At 68.2% G+C, this 20973-nt stretch carries 18 protein-coding genes; 10 read left to right on the forward strand and 8 right to left on the reverse strand.

From position 1 onward, the window contains the following. Positions 1 to 33: 33 nt before the first annotated feature. The 6 genes from polA to ABWO84_RS06575 are packed head-to-tail and all read left to right on the forward strand — an operon-like array spanning position 34 to position 7969. Positions 34 to 2664 carry a DNA polymerase I gene (gene polA / locus ABWO84_RS06550; RefSeq protein WP_353113706.1) on the forward strand — a complete coding sequence of 877 codons (2631 nt, stop codon included), beginning with the start codon at positions 34 to 36 and terminating at the stop codon, positions 2662 to 2664. Between the two features lie 30 nt (positions 2665 to 2694). Beyond that, on the forward strand, positions 2695 to 4371 hold the full coding sequence (locus tag ABWO84_RS06555; protein WP_353113707.1) for a DUF885 domain-containing protein: 1677 nt from the start codon (positions 2695 to 2697) through the stop codon (positions 4369 to 4371). Between the two features lie 60 nt (positions 4372 to 4431). Then, positions 4432 to 5784 carry an MFS transporter gene (locus tag ABWO84_RS06560; protein WP_353113708.1) on the forward strand — a complete coding sequence of 451 codons (1353 nt, stop codon included), beginning with the start codon at positions 4432 to 4434 and terminating at the stop codon, positions 5782 to 5784. A gap of 33 nt (positions 5785 to 5817) precedes the next feature. Further along, on the forward strand, positions 5818 to 6570 hold the full coding sequence (locus ABWO84_RS06565) for an SGNH/GDSL hydrolase family protein (protein ID WP_353113709.1): 753 nt from the start codon (positions 5818 to 5820) through the stop codon (positions 6568 to 6570). Next, positions 6567 to 7223 carry a membrane protein YczE gene (yczE, locus tag ABWO84_RS06570; protein ID WP_353113710.1) on the forward strand — a complete coding sequence of 219 codons (657 nt, stop codon included), beginning with the start codon at positions 6567 to 6569 and terminating at the stop codon, positions 7221 to 7223. The genes ABWO84_RS06565 and yczE overlap by 4 nt, the downstream gene beginning before the upstream one ends. A gap of 2 nt (positions 7224 to 7225) precedes the next feature. Continuing rightward, the gene (locus ABWO84_RS06575; protein WP_353113770.1) at positions 7226 to 7969 is read left to right on the forward strand and encodes a formylglycine-generating enzyme family protein; all 744 of its coding nucleotides are present in this window, start codon (positions 7226 to 7228) and stop codon (positions 7967 to 7969) included. A gap of 8 nt (positions 7970 to 7977) precedes the next feature. Here ABWO84_RS06575 and ABWO84_RS06580 read toward each other — a convergent pair whose 3' ends face one another. Further along, positions 7978 to 9303, reverse strand: coding sequence for an MFS transporter (locus tag ABWO84_RS06580; RefSeq protein ID WP_353113711.1), 1326 nt, complete (start codon positions 9301 to 9303; stop codon positions 7978 to 7980). 52 nt (positions 9304 to 9355) lie between these two features. On the opposite strand from ABWO84_RS06580, the gene ABWO84_RS06585 reads away from it, so the two are divergent. The 4 genes from ABWO84_RS06585 to ABWO84_RS06600 are packed head-to-tail and all read left to right on the forward strand — an operon-like array spanning position 9356 to position 11287. Continuing rightward, a complete protein-coding gene (locus ABWO84_RS06585; RefSeq protein WP_353113712.1) occupies positions 9356 to 9640 on the forward strand; it encodes a hypothetical protein in 285 nt (94 codons plus the stop codon). Next, the gene (locus ABWO84_RS06590; RefSeq protein WP_353113713.1) at positions 9627 to 10121 is read left to right on the forward strand and encodes a GNAT family N-acetyltransferase; all 495 of its coding nucleotides are present in this window, start codon (positions 9627 to 9629) and stop codon (positions 10119 to 10121) included. Before ABWO84_RS06585 ends, ABWO84_RS06590 begins: the two co-directional genes overlap by 14 nt. Then, complete coding sequence (locus ABWO84_RS06595; RefSeq protein ID WP_353113714.1) at positions 10118 to 10660, forward strand: GrpB family protein; 543 nt, start codon at positions 10118 to 10120, stop codon at positions 10658 to 10660. Before ABWO84_RS06590 ends, ABWO84_RS06595 begins: the two co-directional genes overlap by 4 nt. A 9-nt stretch (positions 10661 to 10669) precedes the next feature. Further along, entirely contained in the window at positions 10670 to 11287 is a 618-nt protein-coding gene (locus tag ABWO84_RS06600) for a DEAD/DEAH box helicase family protein (RefSeq protein WP_353113715.1), read from the forward strand. Between the two features lie 3 nt (positions 11288 to 11290). Here ABWO84_RS06600 and ABWO84_RS06605 read toward each other — a convergent pair whose 3' ends face one another. The 7 genes from ABWO84_RS06605 to ABWO84_RS06635 form a co-directional block, all read right to left on the reverse strand. After that, the gene (locus tag ABWO84_RS06605) at positions 11291 to 11713 is read right to left on the reverse strand and encodes a hypothetical protein (RefSeq protein WP_353113716.1); all 423 of its coding nucleotides are present in this window, start codon (positions 11711 to 11713) and stop codon (positions 11291 to 11293) included. A 99-nt stretch (positions 11714 to 11812) separates the two neighbouring features. After that, positions 11813 to 12367: a GNAT family N-acetyltransferase gene (locus tag ABWO84_RS06610; RefSeq protein ID WP_353113717.1), complete on the reverse strand. Its 555-nt coding sequence runs from the start codon at positions 12365 to 12367 to the stop codon at positions 11813 to 11815. A gap of 45 nt (positions 12368 to 12412) precedes the next feature. Then, the gene (locus ABWO84_RS06615) at positions 12413 to 15229 is read right to left on the reverse strand and encodes an efflux RND transporter permease subunit (protein WP_353113718.1); all 2817 of its coding nucleotides are present in this window, start codon (positions 15227 to 15229) and stop codon (positions 12413 to 12415) included. Further along, complete coding sequence (locus ABWO84_RS06620; protein WP_353113719.1) at positions 15141 to 16061, reverse strand: efflux RND transporter permease subunit; 921 nt, start codon at positions 16059 to 16061, stop codon at positions 15141 to 15143. The genes ABWO84_RS06615 and ABWO84_RS06620 overlap by 89 nt, the downstream gene beginning before the upstream one ends. Positions 16062 to 16950: 889 nt before the next feature. Further along, positions 16951 to 17751, reverse strand: coding sequence for a class I SAM-dependent methyltransferase (locus tag ABWO84_RS06625; RefSeq protein ID WP_353113720.1), 801 nt, complete (start codon positions 17749 to 17751; stop codon positions 16951 to 16953). A 9-nt stretch (positions 17752 to 17760) separates the two neighbouring features. After that, positions 17761 to 18588 (reverse strand): TrmH family RNA methyltransferase, encoded by an 828-nt coding sequence (locus ABWO84_RS06630; protein ID WP_353113721.1) that lies wholly within the window; start codon positions 18586 to 18588, stop codon positions 17761 to 17763. A gap of 6 nt (positions 18589 to 18594) precedes the next feature. After that, entirely contained in the window at positions 18595 to 20949 is a 2355-nt protein-coding gene (locus ABWO84_RS06635; protein ID WP_353113722.1) for an ATP-binding cassette domain-containing protein, read from the reverse strand. Positions 20950 to 20973: the final 24 nt, after the last annotated feature.

Here is a 20973-nt window from a genome sequence, read left to right on the forward strand (position 1 = left end):
GCGAGTGTCCGTCGTCCTCGTTAGGCTGACAGGGTGACGGACTCCGCAAAGCCTACCCTCATGGTCGTCGACGGCCATTCGCTCGCGTACCGGGCGTTCTTCGCCCTGCCGGTCGAGAACTTCACGACACGCGACAACCAGCACACGAACGCCATCTACGGTTTCCTGTCCATGCTGGTCAACCTCATCAAGGCCGAGCAGCCGACGCATCTTGCGATCGCCTTCGACACGTCGAGGCACTCCTTCCGCACCGACGAGTACCCCGAATACAAGGCGACCAGGTCGGAGACGCCGCAGGAGTTCCGCGGGCAGATCCCTCTGCTGCAGGACTGCCTGGCCGCGATGTCGATCCCGGTGCTGACCAAGGAGGGCATCGAGGCCGACGACATCCTGGCGACACTCTCCACGCAGGGCGCGGAGCAGGGCTTCGACGTCCTCGTGGTGTCCGGTGACCGCGACACGATCCAGCTCGTCACCGACGAGATCACGCTCCTCTACCCGAACGTGCAGGGTGTCTCCCAGCTCAAGCGGTACGACCCGGCGGCGGTCGAGGAGCGCTACGGGGTCCGCCCCGAGCAGTATCCCGACATCGCGGCGCTGGTGGGGGAGACGAGTGACAACCTTCCCGGCGTGCCCAAGGTCGGGGAGAAGACGGCCGTCAAGTGGCTGACGCAGTTCGGGTCGCTCGACGAGCTGCTGGAGCGATCCGGCGAGATCAAGGGCGTGGTCGGCGGCAATCTCCGCGACCACATCGACGATGTGCGCCGCAACCGCAAGCTGAACCGCCTGCTGCGCGATGTCGAGCTGCCCGTGGCCCCGGCCGACCTGGCCGTGGCGCCGATCGACGCCCAGGCGGTGCGCGACATCTTCGCGCGTCTCGAGTTCCGCACGCTGCTCCCGCGAGTGTTCGACGCCGTGGGAGCGACCGACGACGGGAGCGATGCGGTCGCGGCGACCGAGGTCCCCGCACCGGTCGAGTCCTCCGCGGCCGAGATCGCGGCGTGGCTCGGAGCGCAGGAGAGCGAGGTCGCGCTCACGCTGAGCCCGGCGGGCGCGCCGACCCGCATCGGCGTCGCCACAGAGGCCGAGCTGCGGGAGGGGGACTGGAACGAGCAGGCGATCTCCGCACTGCGCGGCTGGATCGAGGGGAGCAGCGCGAAGGCGCTCCACGATGCCAAGCCGCAGGTGAAGGCGCTGCTGCGGGCCGGGCTACGTCTCGGCGGCCTCAGTTACGACACCAGCCTCGCCGGCTGGCTGCTGCGTCCGAGCTTCCCCGACAAGTCGCTCGGAGATCTGGTCGAGCGGTACCTGGGGGAGAAGCTCCCCGAATCCGACCCGTCCCAGCTCGTGCCGGAGACGGAGGGCGCGACGCCGTCGCAGGAGGCCTGGTTCACGCTCCGCACGACGAACGCCCTGCGCGATGAGCTGCCGGAGACCGTCGCGGCTGTGCTCTCCGAGATCGAACTGCCCACGCTCCTCACGCTCGCCGACATGGAGGTCGCGGGGGTCGCGGTGTCGCACGAGGTGCTCTCCTCGTTCTCGTCGGAACTCGGTACCCGGGCCGACGGCATCGCGCAGGAGGCGTTCGCGACGATCGGGCGCGAGGTGAACCTCGGGTCGCCGAAGCAGCTCCAGGAGGTACTCTTCGAGGAGCTCCAGCTGCCGAAGACCCGCAAGACCAAGACGGGGTACTCGACGGACGCGGCCGCACTCGCCGACCTCCAGGAGAGCGCACCGCATCCCTTCCTCGAGCAGCTGTCCCAGCATCGCGAGGCGACCAAGCTGCGCCAGATCATCGAGTCGCTCGACACGGCGATCGGCGCCGACCACCGCATCCACACGACGTACGTGCAGACCGGCAGCCAGACCGGCCGGCTCTCGAGCACCGATCCGAACCTGCAGAACATCCCGGTGCGCACCGAGGAGTCCCGACGCATCCGGAGCGCCTTCCAGGTGGGTGAAGGATACGAGACGCTGCTCACAGCGGACTACTCGCAGATCGAGATGCGGATCATGGCGCACCTCTCGGGCGACGAAGGCCTGATCGAGGCGTTCAACACGGGGGAGGACCTGCATCGCTTCGTCGGCGCTCGGGTGTTCGGCGTCGATCCCGCCGAGGTGACCTCGGCGATGCGCACCAAGGTCAAGGCGATGTCCTACGGCCTCGTCTACGGCTTGTCGGCCTTCGGGCTGTCGAAGCAGCTGCGCATCGAGCAGTCCGAGGCGAAGCAACTGATGATGGAGTACTTCGCCCGCTTCGGCGCCGTGCGCGACTACCTGCGCGCCTCCGTGCTCGCGGCGAAGGAGGTCGGCTACACCGAGACGATCTTCGGACGCCGACGTCCGTTCCCCGACCTCTACAGCCCCAATCGGGTGCTCCGCGAGAACGCCGAGCGCGCCGCGCTCAACGCCCCGATCCAGGGGAGCGCCGCCGACATCATGAAGATCGCGCTCTTCCGGATCCACGACGACCTCCAGACGGCAGGCCATTCCTCGCGCGTGCTGCTGCAGATCCACGACGAACTCGTGGTCGAGGTCGCCGAGGGCGAGTGGGACGCGGTCGAGCGGGTCGTGCGCGCGCGCATGGGCTCCGCCGCGGAACTGTCCGTCCCGCTCGACGTGCAGGTGGGACGCGGTCAGGACTGGAACGAAGCCGCCCACTGATCGGGTGCGCCGACGGATAGGCTCGGACGCATGACTGACGAACCACGCACGCCCTCCGCGATCGATCAGGTCGCCGAGAGGTGGGTCGACACACTCGTCGACCTGTCGCCGGTGCTGGCGACGTACATCGGACGCAACGAGGCGAACGGACGGCTGGACGACCTCAGCCCGGAAGGCCATGAACGGGCCGTTCAGGCCACCCGGGATGCGCTCGCTTCCCTCGACGCCCTCGACCCCGTCGACGCGATCGACACTGTGACCAAGACCGATCTGGGCAGTGAGCTCAGGCTCGAGCTGGAGCTCCACGAGGCCGGCTGGCACCTGCGCGATCTCAATGTGATCGCGTCCGCGGCGCAGGACTTCCGCCAGGCGTTCGATCTGATGCCCACCGACACCGCGGACGACTGGGCGGTGGTCGCCGAGCGACTGGCGGCCGTGCCCCAGGCGCTCAAGGGATACACGGACACTCTGCGCGAGGGCATCCGACGCGGCGTCGTCCCCGCCCGCAGACAGGTCGTCGAGGTCGCGACGCAGATCGCCCGCTACAGCGCCGATGACGGGTTCTTCGCCGCCTTCGTCGCCGGCGCCGCCCCCGAAGGCGGTCAGCTGCCGGCGTCGCTCGCCCGCGACCTCGCAGACAACGCCGGAGCCGCGCGCGTCGCCTACGACACCCTGCGCGCCTTCCTGACGACCGAGCTCGCGCCGGTCGCCGGCGAGGAGGACGCGGTCGGCCGGGAGCTGTATGCGCTCAACTCGCGCAGGTTCCTGGGGGCGACGATCGACCTCGACGAGACCTATGAGTGGGGTCGCGACGAGCTCGCTCGCATGATCGCCGAGCAGGAGGCGATCGCGAACGAGATCCTCCCCGGCGCGACCGTCGATGAGGCCGTCGCCCATCTCGAGAGCGATCCGGCTCGCAAGCTGCACGGCACGGACGCCCTGCAGAAGTGGATGCAGGAGACGAGCGATCGCGCGATCGCCGACCTGGCGGGTTCGCACTTCGACATCCCCGAGAAGATCCGCGCGCTCGAGTGCATGATCGCTCCGACGCAGGAGGGCGGGATCTACTACACCGGCCCCACGGACGACTTCTCCCGTCCCGGTCGGATGTGGTGGTCGGTTCCGGAGGGCGTCACCGAGTTCGACACCTGGCGGGAGCTCACCACCGTCTATCACGAGGGCGTCCCCGGCCACCACCTGCAGATCGCTCAGGCGACCTACAACCGCGCGGAGCTGAACACCTGGCGCCGCGTGCTCGCCGGTACCTCGGGGCACGCCGAGGGCTGGGCGCTCTACGCGGAGCGCCTCATGGAGCAGCTGGGCTACCTCGACGATCCCGCAGACCGTCTGGGGATGCTCGACGGCCAGCGCATGCGCGCCCTGCGCGTCGTGCTCGACATCGGCGTACATCTTCGCAAGCCGCGTCTGGATGGCGAAGGGATCTGGGACCACGACTACGCGCTCGAGATGATGCGCCGCAACGTGAATATGTCCGACGAATTCCGCCAGTTCGAGGTCAACCGCTACCTCGGATGGCCTGGACAGGCACCGTCCTACAAGGTGGGTCAGCGCATCTGGGAGCAGGTGCGCGACGCGGTCAAGGAGTCGGAGGGCGAGGCCTTCTCGTTCAAGGACTTCCACAAGCGCGCGCTGGACATCGGCGGGGTCGGACTCGACACGCTGCGTACGGTGCTGCTTCCCTCCTGATCCGCGACCGACGCGTCGCGCTCGGCTGAGGCGGCGGCGTTGCGGCTCTACGATGTGAGAATGCCTGCAACGTCGCTGCCCAGCCGGCAGTCCCTCGCGGACCGGCTCGACGCCCTGCCGTTCACGCGACGGCACCTGCGGATCCTGACCGGCTCTGGCGTCGGCTGGGCCTTGGACGCGATGGATGTCGGCCTCATCTCGTTCATCATCGCCGTCCTCGCCAAGCAGTGGTCGCTGAACAGCACACAGACCGGATGGCTCGCCTCGGTCGGGTTCATCGGCATGGCGATCGGGGCGAGCGTGGGCGGGCTGCTCGCCGACCGGCTCGGGCGTCGCCAGGTGTTCGCGCTCACCCTGCTGATCTACGGCATCGCGACGGGAGCGAGTGCGCTGGCCGGAGGGCTCGCGCTGCTGATGGTGCTCCGGTTCTTCGTGGGCCTGGGACTGGGTGCGGAGCTTCCGGTGGCCTCGACGTACGTCAGCGAGTTCGCCCCGGCACGGATCCGCGGACGTCTCATCGTGATCCTCGAGGCGTTCTGGGCCGTCGGGTGGACGGCGGCCGCCCTGATCGGGTTCTTCGTCATCCCCGCCTCCGAGGACGGCTGGCGGTGGGCGTTCGCCTTCGGGGCGGTGCCGGCGGTGTACGCGCTGATCGTGCGATGGGCGCTGCCCGAGTCGCCGCGCTGGCTCGCCTCCCGGGGACGGATCACCAAGGCCGAGCGGATCGTCGAGACCTTCGAGGCGGAGGCGGGGATCACTCAGGAGCCGGCGATCAACAAGGAGCCGGCCACGCGGGCCATCGCCGTCACGGCCTCGGCGCGTCTCAGCACGCTGTGGGCGCCGGAGTTCCGGCTGCGCACGGCGAGTGCCTGGATCGTCTGGTTCTGCGTGAACTTCGCCTATTACGGGGCATTCATCTGGATACCGACGTTCCTCGTGAGCAGCGGCCACGACCTGGTGACCTCCTTCCGGTTCACGCTGATCATCACGCTCGCGCAGCTCCCGGGCTATGCGGTGGCGGCCTGGCTCATCGAGGTGTGGGGGCGGAGGATCACCCTCTCGGTGTTCCTCGCCGGCTCGGCGGTGTCCGCGGTGCTGTTCGGGGCCGCGACCTCCGAGGCGTCGCTCATCGCCGCGGGGATGGCGCTGTCGTTCTTCAACCTCGGGGCCTGGGGAGCGCTCTATGCGGTGACCCCCGAGATCTATCCGACGTCGCTCCGGGGCACCGGGTCCGGGTGGGCCGCCGGTGCGGGAAGGATCGCGTCGATCGTCGCGCCGCTCGTGGTGCCGGTACTGTTCCAGGCCGGAGGGGCACCGCTCGCCTTCGTCGTGCTCTCCGTGTTTTTCGCGGTCGCGACGGTCGCGGTCTGGGGGCTCGTCGATCGAAGAGGACTCAGCCTCGACGACCGATGATCCGGTGTCTGCGGCACGGAATAGGCTGGATGCATGTCTGTGCGGTACGTGGCGATCGGGGATTCCTTCACCGAGGGGGTCGGGGACGAGCTCCCCGACGGGCAGGTCCGCGGGTGGGCCGACATCGCGGCGCAAGGCTGGGCGGATGCGTCCGGCGAGACCGTCGAGTACGCGAACCTCGCCATTCGCGGGAAGCTCGCCTGGCCCATCGTCGAACAGCAGCTGGAGCCCGCCCTCGCCCTCCGGCCGACGCATCTGTCGTTCAACGCGGGCGGCAACGACATGCTCCGCCCCTCGGCGGACATCGAGCACATCGCGGACTCGTTCAGCCGCGTCCTGAGGCGCTGCGACGAGGAGGGTGTGCGGCTCATCGTGCTCTCCGGCGCGAATCCGAGCAGCCAGTTGCCGCTGGGAACCCTCATCCAGCGTCGCGGGGATGAGCTCTCCGCGGCCGTCCTGCGGCGGATCGAGGACCGGCCCGATGTGATCCGCGCCCTCAACTGGCCGGATGCCGAGCTGTCGGCGCCGCGCTACTGGTCGGAGGACCGCCTGCACATGAACGCCGCGGGTCATCACCGTGTCGCCGCCCGGGTGCTGCACGCGCTCGGGTACGAGCCGCCGGCCGGATGGTGGGCGCCGTCGCAGGTCCGCGGTGGCGGACCGCAGGGGCTGGAGTACTATCGGCAGTTCGTCGGTCCATGGGTGCGGCGCCGGCTCACCGGAACCTCCTCGGGCGATGGCCGGGCCGCCAAGTATCCGGTCTGGTCCCCTCGGACGCCGAAGTGAGCCGCGGCGACGGAAGGCGCCTGCCGCGACGGATCGTCCAGTTGATCGTCGGCGTCTTCCTTTATGGCATCGGCATCTCGTTCATCGTGCGCGGACAGATCGGCGCCGCGCCCTGGGATGTGCTCACGCAGGGGATCGCGAACCACGTGCCGCTGAGCTTCGGCGTCATCACCGTGCTGGTCAGCATCGTGGTGCTGCTGCTCTGGATCCCGATACGTCAGCGGCTCGGGATCGGAACGGTGGTCAACGCGCTTCTCGTCGGCCCGTCGGCTGACGTCGGATTCCTGCTCGTCCCTGAGAGTGAGGAGCTGTGGCTTCGCATCGTCTACTTCGTGGTGGGGCTGATCGTGCTCGCGGGTGCGACCGGTCTCTACATCGGCGGCCGCTTCGGTCCCGGACCTCGCGACGGGCTGATGACCGGACTCCACGACCGGCTCGGCTGGCCGATCTGGCTCGTGCGGACCGCCCTCGAGGTGACGGTCGTCGCCGTCGGATGGCTGCTGGGCGGCAACGTCGGCATCGGCACGCTCGCTTTCGCCCTGCTCGTCGGCCCGCTCTGCCAGTTCTTCCTCCGGGTGTTCGATGTCCGCCTTCCCGACAGCGCCGCGTCGTCGGTCTCCGTCGGCACCGGTGAGGTCCCGCTCGGCAGGTGACCATGGAGCCCTGGGAGATGCGCCGGATCGACGGCGGTCGCATGACGCTGCACGACGCCCGCCGAGACGAGCGTCGCACGGTCGATCTCGAGACCTTCGAGATCAGTGTCTTCGCGGTCACGCAGGAGCAGTTCGCCGACGTGCTCGGCATCCCCGCGCCGCATCCCCGCCGCCCTGCGGCGGATCTCAGCTGGCTGCGGGCGATCCGCTTCTGCAATGCGGCCTCCGAGTGGGAGGGGCTCGATCCGGCGTACTCCTTCGACGGAGAGGACGTACGGTGGCACGTGGACAGCGACGGCTACCGCCTGCCCACCGAGGCGGAATGGGAGTTCGCCTGCCGTGCGGGTTCTGTCGGCCCGCAGTACGGACCGCTCGACGAGATCGCCTGGACTGCGGCGGATCGCCTCGATGCGCCGCAGGAGGTGGGAGGCCGTCTGCCGAACCTGAACGGCCTGTTCGACACACTCGGCAACGTCTGGGAGTGGTGCTGGGATCTGCTCGATCCCGCTCGCTACGACGACTACCGGGTCTTCCGCGGCGGCGGGTTCGCGGACGAGGCGTGGAGCGTGCGCGCGTCGGTACGGCGCGGCGGCGCTCCGAGGATGCATCACGCCGATGTCGGCATGCGGCTGGCACGAGGCGGCTTCGACGCGGAGGATGCGGCGCAGGGCTGGTCGGCCTGGGCGGATGCGGAGCGCGGCGGACGCGGGGGCCCGCGACCCCTGGGGTGGACCCGTCGCGGGTGAGGGCGCGTTCAGCCGCGACGGCGCCGGTCTGAGTCCAGTCCCATGCGGATCCGGGTGCGCTTGCGCTCGATCACGATGAAGGTCGCGCCGAGGAGCCACAGCGGCACCTGGGTGAGGAACGCGAGACGGAAAGCGTCGAGCGTGTATGTCGCGGGGGTTCCTGCCCCCTGCAGATCGAGTGTGAGGCCGATCAGGAGGATCGCCAGCAGCGCGGCGAGGAATCCGCCGGAGTTGGTCACGCCGGTGGCGCTGCTGAGCCGGTGGGCGGGGTTGTGGGTGCGCGCATGGTCGAAGGCGATCATCGACGCCGGGCCTCCCGCGGCCAGTGCGACCACGAGCAGGATCAGCATCCAGATCGGTGCCGGCCCCGGCCAGCAGATCACGGCGATCCAGGCTGCGGCCTGGACGAGCACGCTCGGGAGGACGAGCGCCAGGGAACGTCGAGTAGGGATGCGTCGCGAGAGCTCACCGAGGATGGGACCGAGCACCATCGCCACGACGACATTGAGGGAGAGCAGACCCGCGGCGGCGGCGGGGGAGAGGCCTTCGCCCGCGGTGAGGAACGGCATGCCCCAGAGCAGCAGGAACGCGGTGCCGGCGAAGGGCGTCGTGAAGTGCGACCAGAAGGCGAGACGCGTTCCGGGATGTGCCCAGGCGCCGCGGATGCCCACGCCGGTGTCGATGGCCGATGTCACGACACGCACGACGCCGGTCTCGGTGTTCACCGTCACGTCCACGTCGTGCTCGGGCGGGCGGTTGCGGATGATGGCCCACACCAGGATCGCGAACAGCACACCGAGCCCGGCGATGCTCCCGAAGGTGATCGTCCACGTCGTCGCATGGAGGAAGGCGGCGAGCGGGATGAGCGCGAGGAGCTGGCCGCACTGCCCGACGAGCCCGGTGAGCTGCACCATGATCGGGCCGCGCTGCGCGGGGAACCAGGTCGCCACGAGTCGTAGTACGGCGGGGAAGACCGCCGCATCACCGGCGCCGATGAGCATCCGCGCGAGGATCGCGACGCCGATGCTGGGAGAGACCGCCATGACGAACTGACCCAGTGCCATCACGATCATCCCGATCGCGATGATCGGGCGGGCGCCGAACCGGTCGAGGAGGATGCCGACGGGGATCTGCATCCCTCCGTACACCGCGAGCTGCATCACGGCGAAGAGCGACAGCGTCGCCGCATCCGCGCCGAACCTGTCCGCGGCGTCGACGCCGACCGCGCTGAGCGAAGTGCGATTCGTGATCGCCAGGACGTAGGCGGCGACGCCCACCGACCAGATCAGCCAAGCGCGCCAGTCCGGCGACGTGCGGATCGTGGAGGTACTCACGAATCAACGTTAGCGCCAGCCGTCGCGCACACAGGCGCACTAGTGTGGAGCGATGTCGTCCGAAGAGATCGAGGTGAACGCGCTGGCGCTGAACGTCGGGATCCCCACGGAGCTCCGCTGGCGGGATGAGAGACGTGGCGTCGCCTTCGAGCTGCAGTCGCTGACCGTGCGGCTTCTCCCCGACGGGACGTTCGCGGCCAAGGCCTACGGCCGACCGGTCGACGGCGGCCGCGGGACCTATGTGTCCTTCCCCGTGCGCGAGTCGCCGGAGATCACAGAGCTGATCATCGGCGCGGCGCGGCGGGCAGGACAGAGGTGGGCGGATGCGCGTCCGTAGCGCGACGATCGCCGATGCCGATGCGATCGCCGCGCTGCACGTGCTGACGTGGCAGGAGACCTACGGAGCATCACTGCCGGACGGCTTCTTCGATCTCGACCACCGCGAGTCGAGACGTCGTCAATGGCGGGATGCGCTGTCGGCAGCCGATCCGGCCTGGGACGTCCGGGTGGCGGAGGCGGACCACGAGCTGATCGGATTCGCGACCTCGGGCCCGGCGGCTCCCTCCTCCGGCCTGCCCGAGAGCACCGTGCAGCTCTACAACCTGTACGTGCGGACGGACCATCATGGGAGCGGCGCCGGGCAAGCCCTGTTGGAGGGCGTCCTGGGGGTGCGCCCGGCCGTCCTCTGGGTGGCGAGGGGGAACGACCGCGCGATCGCCTTCTACCGGCGGAACGGCTTCTCCTTCGACGGAGCCGAGCACACCGACGCGGCGACTCCCTCGATCGTCGAGGCGCGCATGACGAGGGACGATCGGTGAGCATCGAGGTCGTCCCGTATTCCGCGGAATGGGAGGGAAGATTCCGGATCGTCGAGGCCCAGCTGAGTGACGCGCTGACGGGCCTCGCCGTCGAGGCGATCGAACACGTCGGCTCGACCGCGGTGCCCGGTCTCGCCGCGAAGCCGATCCTCGACATCGATGTGATCGTGCCCGGCGATGGAACACGACCCGTCATCTCAGCGCTGGAGGGCATCGGGTACCGGCATCGGGGCTCCCTCGGTCTCGACGGCCGGGAGGCCCTGCACGCACCGGACGACGGCATTCCTCGTCACGTGTACGTCTGCGTCGCGGGCACCCTTCATGTGCGCAACCACCTCGCCGTGCGCGATGCCCTCCGCCGGGACACCTCGCTCCGTGATCGCTACGGTGCGATCAAGACGGCCCTCGCCGCGGACCCCGGAATGGACATCGACTCGTACCTCGCAGGCAAGTCCGACGTGCTGCAGGAGGTCCTCGCCGCGTCCGATCTCACCGAGGCGGAAAAAGATGAGATCTACCGGCTCAACACCGGCGGATAGGAGACGGAGATGCTGCTGCTGGTCACCGGCGCGAGCGGCGCCGGCAAGTCGATGGTGCTGCCGACCCTCGAACGGGTGGAGTGGCCTTCTCGCGTGCGATGCGCGGAGTTCGACTCGATCGGCGTGCCGCCCGATGCGGACACGGTATGGCGTCACGGTGCCATAGAGTCCTGGGCCCGGCGAGCTCTCGACGCACAGGCGGCGGGGGAGCATCTGGTGCTGTGCGGTCAGGTGCCGCTCGGCGAGCTGCTCGCCGCGCCGTTCGCGGAACTCATCGACGACATCGCCGTATGCATGCTGGACTGTTCGCCGACCGTCCGCGAGCAGCGGCTCCGCGGACGCGGCGACCCGGCAGAGGCGATACCTCACCACGTCGCCTTCGGCGAGTGGTTCCGGGGGCACATGGCCGATCCGAGCTTCCGTCCCGAGGTCGTGCGGCTCGACTCGAGCGCGACGATGCGGTGGGAACGATGGGGGCGGTGGCAGAAGGGCGATCCTCGCTGGGCGGCGGAGACGATCGTCACCGATCAGCTGACTCCCGCCGAGGTCGCGCAGCGGGTCACGGAGTGGGCGTTGTCGGCCCTCACGCATCGGGACAGAGGCGTACCGCGACCCGCCGCGCCGTGATCACTACTGCGGCGCGAGCCCTCCGTAGACATACTGTCCCGGCAGCTGCGGGTGCTTCATCAGCAGGACGCGGTCGCCGGGGCGGGGGATCTGCAGCTTCGACACGAGGGTCTGCAGCTGCACCTGCTCACCGCCGTCGAGGGTCGCCGTCAGGTCGATGACGGGATCGAAGTTGATCAGCTGGCCGGTGTCCGCCAGAGAGACGACCACGGCCTCGACCGTGGGCAGTCCCTGCGCCTGCATCGCCGCGGTGGCCTGGGCCTGACGAGCGGTGTCCATCGCCGCGCCGAGCTGAGCGGCGTTGTCGGCGCCCATGAAGCCCTTCATGAGTTTGCCCGTGAGACCTCGCCCGGCGGCGATGTCCTCGGCCTGTTGCATCGCCTTCTCGGTTGCGTCCTCTGACTTCTTGCGGCCGAACAGCCCCATCATCATCTCCCTGGTCTCGATCGAATGAGTAAGACATTCTACGGAAACGCTTTCCGCGGTCGATCCGATCATCCGCGCGCGTCGCCCGATCGGCGGAGCTCAGGACCGTTCGAGTGCCATCACCTGCGTTCCGGGGGACAGCACCCCGAGCCGCCGCCATCCCACGCTCCGATACAGGAGGACAGCGGGATCGGCGTCGTCGTCGGCGGTGCTGAGCACACAACGGCCGTGCACGTCCGCCAGGAGCGCATCGTGCAGTCGTCGGCCGAGCCCGTGCCTCCGCTGCGCGGGGAGGACACCGAGCTCGACGAACTCGAAGTGTCCGCCGATCCACTCGTCGGCGATCGGACGCGGCAGAGCCGCGTATGCGAGGTCGGACCAGTACTGGCCGCGTCGCCCGACATAGCCCCAGCTGAAGCCGACGACCTCTTCGGCGATCGTCGCCACGATCACACGGAGGCGTTCTCGCCGGCGATGCCGATCGAACATCTCCGTGCGCCAGGCGGCGACGTCGGCGAAGCCGGGGAAGATCGCGCGATAGCAGTCCCATATGGCGTTCGCGCGGTCCGCCGCCGCCTCGCCGTCGAGCCGTTCCAGGCCGGCTTCGACCGGAACGCGCTCTACGCCCACGGCATTCGGACCATCCGCAATCACTCGACCATCCTCCTGGAAGGACTGCGGCGCGGCAACGCCCTGACGCTATCGTCGCCCGATCGAGTGCAGAAGGACCGTCTCCCGCGCTGTGCGTCGCTCCGGAACGATGTCCGGGGAGTACGCGGGGATGTCGGCTGCATCACCGTCCGGAGAGACGGACCGCGGATACACCGCCCAGACGGCATCGCCGTCGCGGAGAGCGACGAACTCCGTGATCGGCGCACTGGCCGACGCGGCCTTCGTCCTTCTGAGGACATCGACGATCCGCTCGGTGACCGACTCGCCGGCCTCGCCGTCGATGTCTTGCAGAAGCCGGGAGGCCGTTCCGCTCCGGGTCAGCTCGCAAGCCACCGTCTGCGCCGCGAGCTGCTGGAGCGCCGAACGGTCGGGATCGTGGACGAGGGCTGCGACCGCGCGCCCTTGCGCACCGAAGATTCGTCGGGTCGCGCGTGCTCCGAGCGCAACTCCGACACCCGCCAGTGCGTGGAAGTCTCCCTTGACGAGCAACAGCGGCAGATCGCCGTCGGCTGAGCGAAGCACCCAGCGATATCGTCCGGTGCCGGGGAAGAGCTCTCCTCCGCGCTGGACCAGCATCGGCTCGATCTCATGACGGGCTGCGAACAGCACGCGCCCGCGGCGTGAACGGACCCGTGCCTCCGATCGCTGGGTCCGTCCGGAGAGACTGAGCGCGGCGGGGAGCACGACGAGAGTGAGAAGCGTCGACGACACCATGCCTCCGATGACGACGATCGCAAGCGGCTGAGCGACGAGGCCACCCTGTCCGGTGAACCCGAAAGCCATCGGCACGAGCGCCAGCACAGTGGCCGCAGCCGTCATCAGCACAGGACGCAGCCGGACGGCGGCTCCTTCCACGGTGGCATCGGCGAGGGGCATTCCCTCGGCGCGCAGCTGATTGACCCGATCGACCAGCACGATCGCATTGGTCACCGCGATCCCGACCAGCATGAGAGCTCCGATGAGCGAGGAGACGCCCAGAGGGCCTCCCGAGAGGCGCTGTGTGACGATGACCCCCGTCACGGCGAACGGCACCGAGATCAGCAGCACGAGCGGCTGGAGGAGTGAACGGAAGGCGGCGACGAGGATGACGTAGACGATGAGGATGGAGGCACCGAAAGCCAGCAGGAGTTGGACGAATGCTGCGCCTTGATCCTTCGTCACCCCTGCGACCTCGAAGGTCGTGCCGTCGGGGAGCTCCAGATCTTCCAGAGTCTGTGCGATCCCTTCGCTGCCGCCTCCGACGTCATCGCCCTTCAGCGTGACGAAGACGCTGCCGGAGGGGAGCGAATTCGCACGCTGGAGCACGAGCGATGAGCTCTTCTGTACGACCTTGGCGACCGAGGAGAGCGGAATCACCCCCGTCCACCCGTTGATCTTCAGTGCGCCGATGTCCGCGATCGAGGAGACCTTCGTGCCGCCCTCGAGAACGATCGGGACTACCGTGGATCCCACCACCGCGGTCGCGACTTCGCGACGAGCGATGCTCGATTCGAGGAATGCGGTGATGTCCGACTCCGTGAGTCTCTCCTTCCGCGCTGCGGCGCGGTTGACGACGACATCCACGCTCTCGACGCTCGGCGCTGCGGTGTCTGTGACAGAGCGCACATCTCCCTGCTTCCTGATCGCCTTCGCGATCGCCGTCATCGACGTCTTGAGGGCATCGTCGTCGAGGGCGGCCACTTTCACCTCGATGTCGGAAGCGAAGCCCACCTCCTGGGCGATCGACGTACTGAAGGTGCCGAATCCCTTCTGGCTGTCGAGCTTCTTCTGGACGGCGGCGGATACGGCGCCCGGGTCCGCGCCTTCGGAGAGTGTCAGCGAGTAGCTGACGACACCCGACCCGCCTCCGAGCGACGCATCTTTGAGCACATTCCCCGAGGTGCCGATGGTGGCGCGCACCCGCGTGACGCCGTGCACCTCGGCGAGGATGTCCTCGACGGCGTCGACGTGGCCGGCCTGCGCATCGGTCGCGATGTCCGGGCGCTCCTGCTGCACCACCATGACATATGACTGTCCGATGCCCGTGAAGTACGAGGTGGGCATGCCCGGTATGAGCAGCAGTGTTGCGACGACGGCGACCGCTCCGATCGCGACGACGAGCCGTGCGCGCCTCACCGAGAACTGCGCGATCGGCCTGTACCGGCTCTCCAAGACGACGCGCAGGCGTTCGGCCGCGGAGGAGAGGCCTCGCTGCGGGGCTGCGGACACGGGGGAGGGGCGGAGGAACCAGAAGGCGAGCACCGGCACGATGGTCAGGCTCACGAGCAACGATGCGAGGAGTGCGATAGACGCGGTCACCGCGAAAGGGCGGAACAGCGCGCCTGTCGCGCCTCCGACGAAGAGCAGCGGAAGGAACACGGCGACGGTCGTCAAAGTGGACGTCAACACGGCCTTCGCGACCTTCGCGGTCCCCTCGACCGCGGCCTTCCGGCGATCGGCGACGACGCGAAGCGACCGCTCCACACTCTCGACGACGACGATGGAGTCGTCGACGAGGCGCCCGATCGCCAGTGTCAACGCACCGAGTGTGAGCAGATTCAGGGAGTAGCCGAGCCCGTGCATCGTCAACGCCGCGGCGAGCAACGACAGGGGGATGGAGACGAGCGCGATCAAGGTCATACGCACGGAGAGCAGGAACACGAAGACGACGCCGGCGGCGCAGAGGAGCCCGATCAGGCCTTCGGTGGTGGTCGATCCGACGGCGTGCTCGATCGCCGGCGCCTGGGTGAAGGTCACGGTCGACTTCGCGGTGCGATCACCCTGTAGCTCTTCCAGCCGAGACTGGACGGCTTCGGCGACCTGGACGGTGTTGGCCTCCGGGGTCTTCTCGACCGAGAGGAGCAACGCAGGCTTGCCGTCGACCCTCGCGAACGTTCGCTGGGGGGGCGTCGGCGATGCTCACAGCCGCCACGTCGGCGATCTTGATCGTCCTACCGCTCGCGTTCAGCAGGGGGACGGCTGCGACGTCCTCGGGCGAAGCGAATACGCGCCCGGCTTCAATGGGCATCTCCTTGCCGTCCGAGCGCATCTCTCCGGTGGAGGATGTCTTTCCAGCAGTGCGAAGAGCCGCAGCGATCGTCGCCGCGGTGACGCCCTGCCGCCTCATGTCGTTGGGCCGCGGAACGAGACGGATCTCCTCTGAGACCCCGCCGATGAAGGAAGCGCTCCGAACGCCGTCGACCTTGTTCACTTCGGCGATCATCGCCGCCCGGACGCCGGCCGACGGTTGCGCGTCGGACATCGACGTCACTGCCGCCTGTACGACGGGGAGGTCGTCGATCGAGCCTGCGCGGACACGGGACTTGGACGACTCAGGCAACGCTTTGCGCGTGGAGTCGACCTCGCGCTGGACCTGCTGTACGGCGGACGAGGTGTCCGTTCCCGTGGCGAATGAGACAAAGACCACAGAGAGCCCCGACGCGCTGGTGGTCGTTGTGGAGGTGACGCCGGGTACCGCTCGGACCGCCTTCTCCATCACGGCCGAGACATCCTTGTCGACGACGTCGGGAGATGCACCGTCGTATTCGGTGATCACGGCGACCTCAGGTGATTCGACCGGCGGCAGCAGCTCACGGGGAAGAGCACCGAGCGCGACTCCGCCGAAAACTCCGACGATGATCGTGATCAATGCGACGAGTGCACGACTGTCGACACTCGCCTTGATGAGCGGTCGCATTCTTCTTCCTCCGCCTTCGACATTCATTTCACGCGCGAAGCCGCGTGTATCACCGGGTGTGCGATCGGCTGGCCCGACCGCACACCCTTTGTCAGGAGACCGCGTTATGGCAGAAATACTGCGGACGTCACAGTGCCGGAATCACGCCGCCTCGCTGACATGGATTCACCAGGTGACGCCGCCGCTGATGCCGCAGCCGGTCAGCGAGGCAGCAAGCGTCGCCGCCCCGGATGCAACGAGAATGACGCGCCCCTTGATGGACTTCGTGAACCTCTTCATTGACATCTCCTTTCATTTATCTTCTCGACCGAGAAGGTCGTTTTCAGGTGTATTCGGACGCCTTGGTCGGACGCCCTGGTGAACGGTATTGCACCCCCGTGAACAGGGGAAGCAAGTTCACCCCGGACTCACCTCGCTCCGGCGACGTCCTCACCCTCGACGCTCCATGGTGACGGTCCCGGGATGACGTGCCCTCTGGCGGGGCGCGAAGGGGCGGTGGACACCTACCGTCGTCCGGGCATTATCCAGACGCAGCCGAGACCTGCGAGAACTGGGCAGGGGAGAGGTCCCGGTTCCGAGCTGTTCCGGCCCGAACCAGGGGAGTCGTGCCCGGTGTCGCATTCGCATCCAACGAGAACCGGCCATCTTCGACGGCATATTCGGCGTATCAAAGTTGAGGACTATTCGCCCGGATGATCACCACCGTCGGTGGGTGTCTCGTCGCCGTCGGCGTCCTGCCCCCAGCCGTCGAGCGGGCTCGACCGCTTGCGAACAAACCGGCTCCATCACGGCGTCGCCGTATCGGGGAGGACTATCTGCAGGTCATGCGTATGGTGCTCACATGATCTGACATAATGTGCATTATCGGTTATCCCGTACTCATGCCGGTTCAGGCGGGACGGCGCCCGATCGCGACGAGATGCGCACTCTGATCTCTGATGCCGGGAACGCATGACGCTGCACGCGCGAGCATGAGCGCCGCATCCCTCAGATCGACGTCGAGGTCCGCGGCGGTCTCCAGGAACAGTCCCGCCGGCCCTTCGACGCCGGCGACCTCCAGCAGTTCGAACCCCGCGCGCTCCAGCTCCTCGCCGAGCTCTTCCGCAGTGTGGAAATGCCCCGCCGGGAACCTCAGCGTGCCGGTCGGAGTCCCCGTGGAGATCAACTCTCCCCACTCGGGTGGCAGCGGATCAGGGATGCTCTCCCCCAAGGACATCGCGCCAAACGCGATATATCGCGAGAGTCCGGCGGCGAGCACGACTCCTCCCGGATGCAGGATCCGAAAGGCCTCACGGAGCGCGAGCAGCCGATCCTCTGCAGACGTCAGATGGTAGAGCGGGCCGAGCAGGAGCGCGCCGTCGAAGGACGTATCCGCGAACGGCAGTTTCCGCGCGTCGCCGAGACGTGCGGAAACCCCTGCGGCTCGTGCAGCCTCGACGTGGCGCGGGACCGGCTCGACGAGCTCGACCCCATAACCGTCCCTCGAGAGCGCCGCCGCATGGACACCGGTGCCGCCGCCGATGTCCGCGATCCGACCGGCGGGGATGTGCGCTCGGATGATCTCCTGGGTACGGAGGAACTCGAGCGGTCCCTGCGCCGACCTCGTGGTCAGCCTCGCGCTCTCGTCGAACACGTCGCCGTAATACCTCTGGATCCCGGCGTCGATGTCCTGCTGATCGCGTGGCGGCATGACGTGATGCTACTGGGCGGCCTCGCCCATGGCGCGCTGACGCGCTGCCTCGTACAGCATCAGCACGGCGGCGTTCGAGGCGTTGAGCGAGCTCGCCGATCCCCGCATCGGCACTCTCACCGTGACGTCGGCCGCATCGCGCCACCCTTTCGTGAGCCCGGCCGTCTCGTTGCCGATGAGGATGAGGGACGGCGCAGTGAAGTCGTGGTCCCACACGTCGACATCCCCGTGTTCGTCGGTCGCGACGATCGTCATCGGATGCCCGCCGGACCGCACCCGCTCCACCCAGTCCAGCACCGGCCGCTGCGAGGCGGCGCGCACCAGAGGCACGGCGAACAGAGAGCCCGTCGAGGCGCGCACCGACTTCGGATCATAGGCATCGGCGGCATGGCCGGTGACGACCAGCCCGTCTCCCCCGAACGCATCGAGCGAGCGGAGGATCGCACCGACGTTGCCGGGCTGCGTCGGACGGTCGAAGACGACGCCGAGGAAGTCGTCGGGCACCGGGATGCGTGCGAAGTCGTCCTCCGGCATCCGTACGATCACCACGACCTCCGCCACGCCGTCCTCCTTGCCGGAGATCTCAGCCAGCAGCTCCGGGCTCATCGCGATCGACTCGGGAGCCTGCCGGACGACATCGTTCGCCCAGGACGAGAGAGGACGCTCGGCGTCGAAGATCGCCGTCTCGACCTTCCATCCGTGCCCGATCGCCTGGGAGATCGGGCGGACGCCCTGCACGACCAGACGCCTCTCCCGCAGGCGGCGATTGCGGTTGTGCACCAGCGCTTCGATGAGCTGGAACCGCGCGTTGCGCGCGGAGATCCTCAGAGACGCCATGGGTCCTCACGCTCCGATGTAGTCGGCCAGATGCCGGCCGGTGAGCGTCAAGCGCTCCGCCACCAGGGCCTGGGGCGTGCCCTCGAACACGACCCTTCCGCCATCGTGCCCGGCGCCAGGGCCGAGATCGACGATCCAGTCGGCGTGCGCCATGACCGCCTGATGATGCTCGATCACGACGACGGTCTTGCCGGAGTCGACCAGCCTGTCGAGCAGCCCGAGGAGGTTCTCGACGTCCGCGAGATGGAGACCGGTCGTGGGCTCGTCGAGCACGTACACCTCTCCCCCGTCGGCCATCTGCGTGGCGAGCTTGATCCGTTGCCGCTCGCCTCCCGAGAGGGTGGACAGCGGCTGCCCGAGCGCGAGATACCCGAGGCCGACGTCGGCGAGACGATCGAGCACGGTCACCACCGCCGGGATCTTGGCCTCCCCTTCGCCGAAGAACGTCCGGGCTTCCGAGACAGGCATCTCGAAGACCTCGACGATGTCCTTGCCGCCGAGCTTGTACTCCAGCACGCCGGCCTGGAAGCGCTTTCCTCCGCAATCCTCGCAAGGTGTCTCGACCGTGTCCATGAAGCCGAGCTCGGTCACGATGACGCCGGAGCCCTTGCACGACGGGCACGCGCCTTCGGAGTTGGCGCTGAACAGCGCAGGCTTCACGCCGTTCGCCTTCGCGAAGGCTTTGCGGATCGGTTCCAGCATCCCCGTGTAGGTCGCGGGGTTGCTGCGCCGGGAGCCCTTGATCGCTCCCTGATCGACGGAGACGACGCCCTCCCGACCGACGACCGACCCGTGGATGAGCGAGCTCTTCCCCGAGCCGGCGACGCCCGTCACCACGGTCAGCACGCCGCGCGGGATGTCGACGTCGACGTTCTGCAGGTTGTTCTCGTCCGCACCGCGGACCTCGATCGCGCCGACGCCGGTGCGGACGTCCTGCTTCACCGCGGCTCGATCGTCGAGGTGCCGACCCGTCAGTGTGCCGCTGGCGCGCAGGCCTTCCACGCTCCCCTCGAAGCAGATCCGTCCCCCGGCACTGCCCGCGCCAGGACCGAGGTCGACGACATGGTCGGCGATGGCGATCGTCTCGGGCTTGTGCTCGACGACCAGGACCGTGTTGCCCTTGTCCCGCAGCTGAAGGAGCAGGGTGTTCATCCGCTCGATGTCATGGGGGTGCAGCCCGACCGTCGGTTCGTCGAAGACGTAGGTGACATCGGTGAGCGACGAGCCGAGGTGGCGGAGCAGCTTGATCCGCTGGGCCTCTCCCCCGGACAGCGTGCCGCTGGGGCGGTCGAGGCTCAGATAGCCGAGCCCGAGCGTGACGAACGCCTGCAGGTTGGCGCCGAGTGCCGCGAGCAGCGGTCCCGCGCCGGGCTTGTCGAGCCCCGCCACCCAGGCGGCCAGGTCCGTGACCTGCATCCGGCAGGCATCGGCGATGCTCACGCCGTCGATCTTCGACGAGCGCGCTCCCTCCGTCAGCCGGGTCCCCTCGCACTCCGGGCACACGGTGAACGCGGCGGCCCGTTCGACGAACCGCCGGATGTGCGGCTGCAGGGCGTCGAGATCCTTCGAGAGCATCGACTTGGTGATCTTCGGGATCAGCCCCTCATAGGTGATGTTGACGCCGCCGATCTTGACCTTCGTCACCTCGCCGTAGAGGAACATGTGGCGCTGCCTCTCGGAGAACGAGGCGATCGGGACGTCCGCCGGATAGAAGCCCGACTCCGCGAACGCCCGCACCATCCATCCGTCGGCGGTGTACCCCGGCACGAGGATCGCGCCGTCGTTGAGTGAAAGCGCCTCGTCGACGACCTGCGTCAGATCCACGTCGGACACCGTGCCGCGGCCCTCACAGCGCGGGCACATCCCGCCGAGGTAGACGGCGTCCTTGACGATCTTCTTCTCCCCCGAGGCGGACGTCATCACGCCGCTGGCCTTCTGGGTGGGGATGTTGAACGAGAAGGCGGTCGGCCCGCCGATGTACGGAGAGCCCAGCTTGGAGAACAGGATCCGCAGCATCGCGTTGGCGTCGGTGACCGTTCCGACCGTCGATCTCGGGTTCGCGCCGAGCCGTTCCTGGTCGACGATGATCGCTGTGGTGAGCCCTTCCAGCACGTCCACGTCGGGACGCGGCACGGAGGGCATGAAGCCCTGCACGAAGGCGCTGTAGGTCTCGTCGATCATGCGCCGCGACTCGGCCGCGATCGTGTCGAACACGAGCGAGCTCTTCCCCGACCCGGAGACCCCAGTGAAGACGGACAGCCGGCGCTTCGGGATGACGACGCTAACGTCCTTCAGGTTGTTCTCTCGTGCGCCCTCGACCCGGATCTGGTCATGGCTGTCCGCCTGATGCTGCTCTGTCACCTGCGAAGGTTCCTCTCTGCTCGC

This window comes from Microbacterium sp. (assembly GCF_040394595.1).
GTDB lineage: Bacteria > Actinomycetota > Actinomycetes > Actinomycetales > Microbacteriaceae > Microbacterium.

Coding starts and splice junctions, on each gene's coding strand:
- ABWO84_RS06555 (WP_353113707.1), top strand. CDS start 2,695: ATGACTGACGAACCACGCACGCCCTCCGCGATCGATCAGGTCGCCGAG.
- ABWO84_RS06560 (WP_353113708.1), top strand. CDS start 4,432: ATGCCTGCAACGTCGCTGCCCAGCCGGCAGTCCCTCGCGGACCGGCTC.
- ABWO84_RS06565 (WP_353113709.1), top strand. CDS start 5,818: ATGTCTGTGCGGTACGTGGCGATCGGGGATTCCTTCACCGAGGGGGTC.
- ABWO84_RS06575 (WP_353113770.1), top strand. CDS start 7,226: ATGGAGCCCTGGGAGATGCGCCGGATCGACGGCGGTCGCATGACGCTG.
- ABWO84_RS06585 (WP_353113712.1), top strand. CDS start 9,356: ATGTCGTCCGAAGAGATCGAGGTGAACGCGCTGGCGCTGAACGTCGGG.
- ABWO84_RS06590 (WP_353113713.1), top strand. CDS start 9,627: ATGCGCGTCCGTAGCGCGACGATCGCCGATGCCGATGCGATCGCCGCG.
- ABWO84_RS06600 (WP_353113715.1), top strand. CDS start 10,670: ATGCTGCTGCTGGTCACCGGCGCGAGCGGCGCCGGCAAGTCGATGGTG.
- ABWO84_RS06605 (WP_353113716.1), bottom strand. CDS start 11,713: ATGGGGCTGTTCGGCCGCAAGAAGTCAGAGGACGCAACCGAGAAGGCG.
- ABWO84_RS06620 (WP_353113719.1), bottom strand. CDS start 16,061: ATGCGACCGCTCATCAAGGCGAGTGTCGACAGTCGTGCACTCGTCGCA.
- ABWO84_RS06625 (WP_353113720.1), bottom strand. CDS start 17,751: ATGCCGCCACGCGATCAGCAGGACATCGACGCCGGGATCCAGAGGTAT.
- ABWO84_RS06630 (WP_353113721.1), bottom strand. CDS start 18,588: ATGGCGTCTCTGAGGATCTCCGCGCGCAACGCGCGGTTCCAGCTCATC.